The organism is Bradyrhizobium sp. 149 (genome assembly GCF_023073915.1).
In the GTDB taxonomy this organism is placed as follows: domain Bacteria; phylum Pseudomonadota; class Alphaproteobacteria; order Rhizobiales; family Xanthobacteraceae; genus Bradyrhizobium.
On the sequence record NZ_JADPKK010000002.1, the window covers coordinates 61,484 to 68,725 of the forward strand.

General features: G+C 66.0%; 6 protein-coding genes. 2 read left to right on the top strand and 4 right to left on the bottom strand.

All coding sequences use genetic code 11. The features are described from left to right. Window positions 1-105 precede the first annotated feature (105 nt). Together IVA88_RS00310 and IVA88_RS00315 are read left to right on the top strand one after the other, a co-directional pair. Window positions 106-972, top strand: a complete 867-nt coding sequence (locus IVA88_RS00310; RefSeq protein WP_247495304.1) for a S1C family serine protease — start codon at window positions 106-108, stop codon at window positions 970-972. After that, window positions 969-1,340 (top strand): helix-turn-helix transcriptional regulator, encoded by a 372-nt coding sequence (locus IVA88_RS00315; protein ID WP_247495305.1) that lies wholly within the window; start codon window positions 969-971, stop codon window positions 1,338-1,340. Before IVA88_RS00310 ends, IVA88_RS00315 begins: the two co-directional genes overlap by 4 nt. Here the strand turns inward: IVA88_RS00315 and IVA88_RS00320 are convergent. From IVA88_RS00320 to IVA88_RS00335, 4 genes are all read right to left on the bottom strand, one after another. Further along, on the bottom strand, window positions 1,337-2,410 hold the full coding sequence (locus IVA88_RS00320; RefSeq protein ID WP_247495306.1) for an ATP-binding protein: 1,074 nt from the start codon (window positions 2,408-2,410) through the stop codon (window positions 1,337-1,339). The genes IVA88_RS00315 and IVA88_RS00320 overlap by 4 nt on opposite strands. Next, window positions 2,397-3,089, bottom strand: coding sequence for a response regulator transcription factor (locus IVA88_RS00325; protein ID WP_211396526.1), 693 nt, complete (start codon window positions 3,087-3,089; stop codon window positions 2,397-2,399). The genes IVA88_RS00320 and IVA88_RS00325 overlap by 14 nt, the downstream gene beginning before the upstream one ends. Before the next feature lie 97 nt (window positions 3,090-3,186). Further along, window positions 3,187-3,654, bottom strand: coding sequence for a hypothetical protein (locus IVA88_RS00330; protein ID WP_247495307.1), 468 nt, complete (start codon window positions 3,652-3,654; stop codon window positions 3,187-3,189). A 288-nt stretch (window positions 3,655-3,942) separates the two neighbouring features. Further along, window positions 3,943-6,279, bottom strand: coding sequence for a Tex family protein (locus tag IVA88_RS00335; RefSeq protein ID WP_247495308.1), 2,337 nt, complete (start codon window positions 6,277-6,279; stop codon window positions 3,943-3,945). Window positions 6,280-7,242: the final 963 nt, after the last annotated feature.

Here is a 7,242-nt window from a genome sequence, read left to right on the forward strand (position 1 = left end):
TTTTCCTGGTCACTTTCCTGGCCATCCGGCCAGTTTCACAATCGCCAGCGACATCCCAGATTGGGGGCAGCTTACAGGAGCCTTGATACCTCGCAGGAGCCTTGCATGACCGACCCCACTCCCCTGTCTTCGCTATCGTCGGCACTCGCTGACGTCGTGGCGCGCACCGCGCCGTCCGTCGTCGCCGTGCATTCGCATCGCTCCCGCGCCACCGGCTTCGTCTGGAAGCCCGGCCTGATCGTCACCGCCGACGAGGCGCTGGCCGACGAGGGCGAAGTCGAGATCGGCCTCCCCGACGGCAGCACCGCGGCCGCCACGATCGCGGGCCGCGACCATACGACGGATATCGCACTGCTGCGCGTCGACACTGCGATCACCCCGGTCAAGCTGGCCACAACCGTCCCACCCCTCGGCGCGTTGTCGGTTGTGGTCGCCACCAACCGCGATACAGCGAGCGCCACGCTCGGAATGGTGTCGCTGTCCGGCAAGAGCTGGCGCAGCCTGCGCGGCGGCGACATCGACGCGCGGATCGAGCTCGACCTCCGCCTGCGCTCCAGCCAGCAGGGCGGCCTCGCACTCGATGCATCGGGCGAACCGTTTGGCATGGCCGTGCTCGGCCCGAGGCGTGTGCTGGTGATCCCGACCGCGACGATCGAGCGGATCGCGGCACAGTTAGAGGCGCGCGGCCGCATCGCACGCGGATATCTCGGCCTCGGGCTCCAGCCGGTCCGGCTCGACGACGGCGTCGGCGCGATGGTGATGAATGTCGACAAGGCCGGACCTTCGGCCACAGCCGGCATCCGCCAGGGCGACGTCATCGTCGCGGTCAACGACCAGAAACTGTCCGGCGTACGTGCGCTGTCGCGGACGCTGGGTCCGGCGAGCGTCGGCGCGGTGGTCGATGTCGCCGCGCGCCGCGGCGGCGAGCCGGTCAGCTTCAAGGTCACGGTCGGCGAGAGGCCCGAGGCGTGAGCGAGGACATCGCACCCGAGATCGTGCTCGCCTTGGAGATCGACGATCCCGCCCTCGCCGATCGTCTCGCGGCTCTGCTCGGCGATATCGCCGGGCTTCGCCTCGCCGGGCCGGGCGAGAAGGCCGCGGCGGCGATTGTCAGCCGCGATCCGCGCATCATGCCCGACGATATCGCGCTGACGCAGCGCGAGCTCGACGTGCTGGCGCTGATGGCGGAAGGTGGCTCCAACAAGATGATCGCGCGTCAGCTCAACATTTCCGTGCACACCGTGAAATTTCATGTCGGCTCGCTGCTCGACAAGCTCGATGCCACCGGCCGCACCGATGCGGTCGCGCATGCGGCACGCCGCGGCGTGATCGAACTCTAGAGCGGATGCGGCGGGAAGCTGAGTTGGACCATCAGGCCCGGCGCATTGTCGTGCAGGGCAATCTCGGCGCCATGGAGGCGGGCGACCGCGGCGACCAGGCTTAAACCAAGTCCGTTGCCCGGCGTGTAGCGGCTCTGCTCGAGCCTGTAGAAGCGCTTGAACACATGATCGCGCTGCTCGGCCGGAATGCCCGGGCCGTCGTCGGCGATCGCGATCGTCGCCCCGCCGCCGACGCTTCCGCAGGTGACGGTCACCTGGCCGCCTTTGCAGCCGTGCTTGATCGCGTTGTCGACGAGATTGGCAATGGCGTCGAACAGGAGGTCGCGGTCGCCCGTGATCGCCACCTCGCGCTCGCCGCCCAGGCTCAGCCGCGTCGCGACCTGTTCGGCGGCGGCATCGTAGAGCTCGACGACCTCGCCGGCGATTTCGGCGAGATTGAGCGTGCGAAACGCGCTGCGGCGGGCGCGGGTCTCGATTTCCGAGATGCGGGTGATGGAGGCGAACATGCCGAGCACGGCGTCGAGATCGGCGATGGTGTCGCCGATCAGCGCCGCGTCGGCCTCACCGTTGCGAAGGACGTGATAGGCCTTTTCCAGCCGGCCCCGCATCCGCGTCAGCGGCGTGCGCAAATCATGGGCGACGTTGTCGCTGACCTGCTTGACCTCGCCCATCAAGGTCTCGATGCGGTCGAGCATCTGGTTGAGGTTTTCGGCGACGCGGTCCCACTCGTCGTGACTGCCGCGCAAGGGAATGCGCTGATCGAGGCCGGACATCATGATGGCGCGGCTGGTGGCGTTGATCTCCTCGATTCGCCCGACCGTGCGGCGCGTCACCAGCACTGCGGCGAGCCCCGCGAGCACCAGCATCAGCACGGCGACAGCGGCCATTGCGAGCTCGATCATCGCGGTGAAACCGCGGTGATCGCCGGCATCGCCCACCCGGCTCTGCACATAGGCGATCGTGCCGAAATAGACATAGGCCATGATCGCCGCGACGATCAGCCCGAACGCCGCGATCGCGATCAGCGCCAGGCGGAAGGTCGAGGAGCGGAGTGTTTTAGCCAGGAGCACGGAGACAATATCCGATGCCGCGGATGGTGTGGATCAACGGATAGGCCTGGGCGTCGTCCACCTTGCGGCGGACGCGCCCGACATAGACGTCGATGATATTGGTGGAGGGATCGAAATGCAGATCCCAGACATGCTGGAGCAGCATCGCACGCGAGACGACGCGGCCCTCGTTGCGGACGAGATATTCGAGCAGCTGGAATTCCCGTGGCAATAGCGGAATCTTGCGGCCGCGGCGGCTGGCGCTGCGCGCGATCAGGTCAATGGCGAGATCGCCGACCCGCAGGATGGTCTCCTTGGCGACGGTGTCGCTGCGCCGGCCGAGTGCCTCCAGCCGCGCCAGCAATTCGGTGAAAGAGAACGGCTTGACGAGATAATCGTCGCCGCCGGCGCGCAAGCCCCGCACGCGGTCATCGACCTCGCCGAGTGCGGAGATGATCAGGAACGGGGCGGCGATGCCGTCGTCGCGCAACTGGCGCATCACGGTGATGCCGTCGATGTCGGGCAGCATGCGGTCAATGGTGATCACGGCATAGTCGCGCGCGGCGCCGTGGCTGAGGGCTTCGCGCCCCGTGGCGGCGAGGTCGACATCGTAGCCAGAGGTGGTCAGCTCCTCGACGAGCTGGCCTGCGGTTTCCGCATCGTCCTCGACGACAAGAATGCGGCGGTGACCTCCGGTCATGACAAACTCCGCGCGACGATCGCCACCAGACTATCCCGTTCCGGGGCTGAGCGGAACCGCCCGATGACGATCGCGACAATGGTGCGGTACGGCGATGCTAGTACCAAGAGTCTCCGCACACATTGACCCATTGCCACCCATAGGGCGTCAAGCTCCGGCGCCAGCAACCGTCGTAGTAGCCGGCATAGACAAAGGGCGCACCGAAGACGGCGAAACGACGGAAGTGCCGGTGATGGAAGAAGGCATGGCGGCCGATGAAGGGTCTGCCGTGCCAGCCGGCGCCGGCGAACCGTGGCGCGATCGCCGCATGTGCAAACCGTGCCCCGCCGAACCCTGGTCCGCCGACATGGGCAAAGCGCGCGCCGCCCATACCGCCGACATGCATGCCGCCGCCGCGCATCCCGCCGCCAAACCCGCCAGCGTGCATGCCACCGCCGAAATGTCCGCCGCCGCCGAAGCCGCCATGTCCGCCACCGCCGCCACCTCTGGCGAGCACCGGTGAAGCGAGCGCCATCACAGCTGCGATCGTCGCCGCGGTGAGGCCTTTGAGAAGCCTGTTGTGCATCGAAGCATCCTCCTTACGGCGCGGCGATACGCCTGCCGCGCCAGGAGGATCAAATGAGGAGAAGGCGCTGTCTCCTTCAACTTACAAATGCGCCAGATTCTGACGCAGAAGTCAGGAAGGCGGACCTGCGATCTCTCTCCTCGTCATTGCGAGAAGCCCTTGCGACGAAGCAAATCCAGACTGTCCCGGCGGAGGCAGTCTGGATTGCTTCGTTGCGCTCGCAATGACGACGCGGATGGAGCTCTCCACACGTCAAGCAGATCAAGTCGCGGAGCCGTTTCACCCGAATCACGCCCGCTTGCCGCCGTTCTTCTCGGCTGCACGGCGCAGCGCTTCGGCGAGAGCTCCGCCGCCGGAGGCTTCCGGCTTGCGCGGCGCCGACGAGATCATGCGGGAGGGATTGCGTGCGCTGTTGTCCCGCTGCATGCCGGGCGCGTCCTTCTTGGCGCCGACCTCGTCGTCGAGGCGCAATGTCAGCGAGATGCGCTTGCGCGCAACCTCGAAGTCCAGCACCTTCACCTTGACGATGTCGCCGGGCTTCACCACCTCGCGCGGATCCTTGATATAGGTCTTGGACATCGCCGAGATGTGCACGAGGCCGTCCTGGTGCACGCCGATGTCGACGAAGGCGCCGAACGCGGCGACGTTGGTCACGGTGCCCTCGAGGATCATGCCCTTCTTGAGATGCTTGATCTCCTCGACGCCCTCCATGAACACCGCGGCCTTGAACGCCGGACGCGGATCGCGGCCGGGCTTTTCGAGCTCGCGCAGGATGTCGGTGACGGTCGGCAGACCAAATGTCTCGTCGACGAAATCCTTCGGCTTGAGCGTACGCACGATGTCGTTGCTGCCGATCAGCGCCTTGATGTCGCTCTTGGTGGCGCTGAGAATCCGGCGCACCACCGGATAGGCTTCCGGATGCACGCCGGAGGCGTCGAGCGGGTCCTCGCCGCCGAGTATGCGCAGGAAGCCCGCACACTGCTCGAACGCCTTGGGTCCGAGCCGCGGCACGTCCTTCAGCGCCTTGCGCGACTTGAACGGACCGTTGGCGTCGCGGTGTGCCACGATGCTTTGCGCGAGGCCGGAGCCCACGCCCGACACGCGGGCGAGCAGCGGTGCGGAGGCGGTGTTGACGTCGACACCGACCGCGTTCACGCAGTCTTCGACCACGGCATCAAGCGATTTGGCGAGCTTGGCCTGGCCGAGGTCGTGCTGATACTGGCCGACGCCGATCGCCTTGGGCTCGATCTTGACCAGCTCGGCGAGCGGATCCTGAAGCCGCCGCGCGATCGAGACCGCGCCGCGCAGCGTGACGTCGAGATCAGGCAATTCCTCCGAAGCGAAAGCCGAGGCCGAATAGACCGACGCGCCGGCTTCCGACACCACGATCTTGGTCATCTTCAGCTCGGGGAGGCCCTTGACGAGGTCGGCTGCGAGCTTGTCGGTCTCGCGCGAGGCGGTGCCGTTGCCGATCGCGATCAGCTCGACGCGGTGCTTCAATGCGAGCTTGCCGAGGATCGCAAGCGACTCGTTCCACTGCCGCTGCGGCTCGTGCGGATAGATCACGGCGGTATCCACCACCTTGCCGGTCGCGTCGGTCACTGCGACCTTGACGCCGGTGCGGAAGCCGGGATCGAGCCCCATGGTGACGCGGGTGCCGGCGGGCGCGGCCAGCAAGAGGTCGCGCAAATTCGAGGCGAACACCCGCACGGCCTCGGTCTCGGCCGCATTCCACAGCCGCATGCGCAGGTCGATATTGAGATGCACCTGGATCTTGGTGCGCCAGGCCCAGCGCACGGTGTCGATCATCCAGCGGTCGCCAGGGCGTTTGAGGTCGGCGATGCCGAACCGCTTCATGATCTTCAGCTCATAGATACTCGGCACGCCCGGCGGCGAAGCCTCGGCCTCGGCCTGGATCTGGAGATCGAGGATCTCTTCCTTCTCGCCGCGGAACATCGCGAGGATGCGGTGCGAGGGCAGCTTCGTCAGCGGCTCGGAGAAGTCGAAATAGTCGGCGAACTTTTCGCCCTCGGTTTTCTTGCCGTCGCGCACCTCGGAGGCCATGCGCGCATTGGTCCACACCTCCTCGCGCAGGCTCCCGATCAGGTCGGCGTCTTCGTCGAAACGCTCGACCAGGATGGCGCGGGCGCCATCGAGCGCCGCAGCGGCATCGGCAACGCCCTTCTCGGCATTGACGAAGGCTTCGGCTACGACCTTCGGATCGTGGGTGGGATCGGTCATGAGCTGATTGGCGAGCGGCTCCAGGCCGGCTTCCTTGGCGATCTCCGCCTTGGTGCGGCGCTTCGGCTTGAACGGGAGATAGATGTCTTCGAGGCGTGCCTTGCTGTCGGCGGCGAGAATGGAGGCTTCCAGCGCGGCATCGAGCTTGCCCTGCTCGCGGACCGATTCGAGGATGGCCTTGCGGCGGTCCTCGAGCTCGCGCAGATAACCCAGGCGCTCCTCCAGGGTGCGCAATTGCGCGTCGTCGAGCGCACCGGTCGCTTCCTTGCGGTAGCGAGCGATGAAGGGAACCGTGGCGCCGCCGTCGAGCAGCGCCACTGTCGCCTCGACCTGCTCCGCCCGAACCCCAAGCTCCTGCGCAATCTTCTGGTTGATATTTGCCACGCGAGAACCCCTCTATCCAAGCACGCATCGCGGAGGCGAACCACCGGCTACGGGACGCCGCTTATGGACCAATCGGGGTTGATTCATCAAGGTGCGCCGGACGACAGTCGACAGGGGATTTTTTGTTGACGCGATGCGATCTCGCCATAATTGTCGATTTGTCGCTGCGTGGATCATTATATTCGGGTCCAGGACGCGCCCAAAGCGTCCCCGTGGGATTGCCGCGCCGCCGCCGCGGAGAACTCGTCATTGCGAGCGCAGCGAAGCGATCCAGACTGCCGCCGCGGAGGGATTCTGGATTGCTTCGCTGCGCTCGCAATGACGGAGTATGAGGCGGCAGCGTCGCTCTTCCAGCTTGCATCTTGACTCGCAGACACACCTTCGCATTCTCGCGGCGCATTTCGCCCGAGTTTTGCTTCGTCGCTCACCCTCTTTTTGTCCAAGAAGGCGCAGGGAAGGCCGGGTGCCGGCTGGCACCCGCGGTCCGCTGCGCGAAAAGCACACGCAGGAAAACCGCACAGCAGCATACAGGTGTAGCCAATCACTCGGCCTTCCCTGCGCAGTGGCTTTACGGCTTATGCCGTGCTCTCCCGGGAGCCGAGTTCGTTCTGGCCTCCCTCGCTTTCGCGAAAGTCACGGACACCGCGCCGGTTGACGCGAATGCCGCCTCCGCAAGAGCTTGACCGTAGCAACGACGGCCAGGACCACACGGTTTTGCCGTACGCACGGCCCGCCATTTCACCACCGGTTTCGACGACTTTGTGCACGTTGCCGTCGACCTGATGATGAGACGAACCTGACAGCGCCGTCCGTCCGCGCGAAGCGTTGGGCTCACGGAGAGCAATCCGCCCTGCCCTTAGCCTCGCGCCCGACGCTGCCGCGTCCACCGCAAGCCCGGCTCGCATATCGTGACGACGTACGATCGCCCCTCTTGGGTGAGCCGGGATGGGCGACACATACCCC

Bases quoted from the DNA above. Each gene is read 5' to 3' on its own strand.
- IVA88_RS00310 (WP_247495304.1), top strand. From the start codon at position 106: ATGACCGACCCCACTCCCCTGTCTTCGCTATCGTCGGCACTCGCTGAC.
- IVA88_RS00325 (WP_211396526.1), bottom strand. From the start codon at position 3,089: ATGACCGGAGGTCACCGCCGCATTCTTGTCGTCGAGGACGATGCGGAA.
- IVA88_RS00330 (WP_247495307.1), bottom strand. From the start codon at position 3,654: ATGCACAACAGGCTTCTCAAAGGCCTCACCGCGGCGACGATCGCAGCT.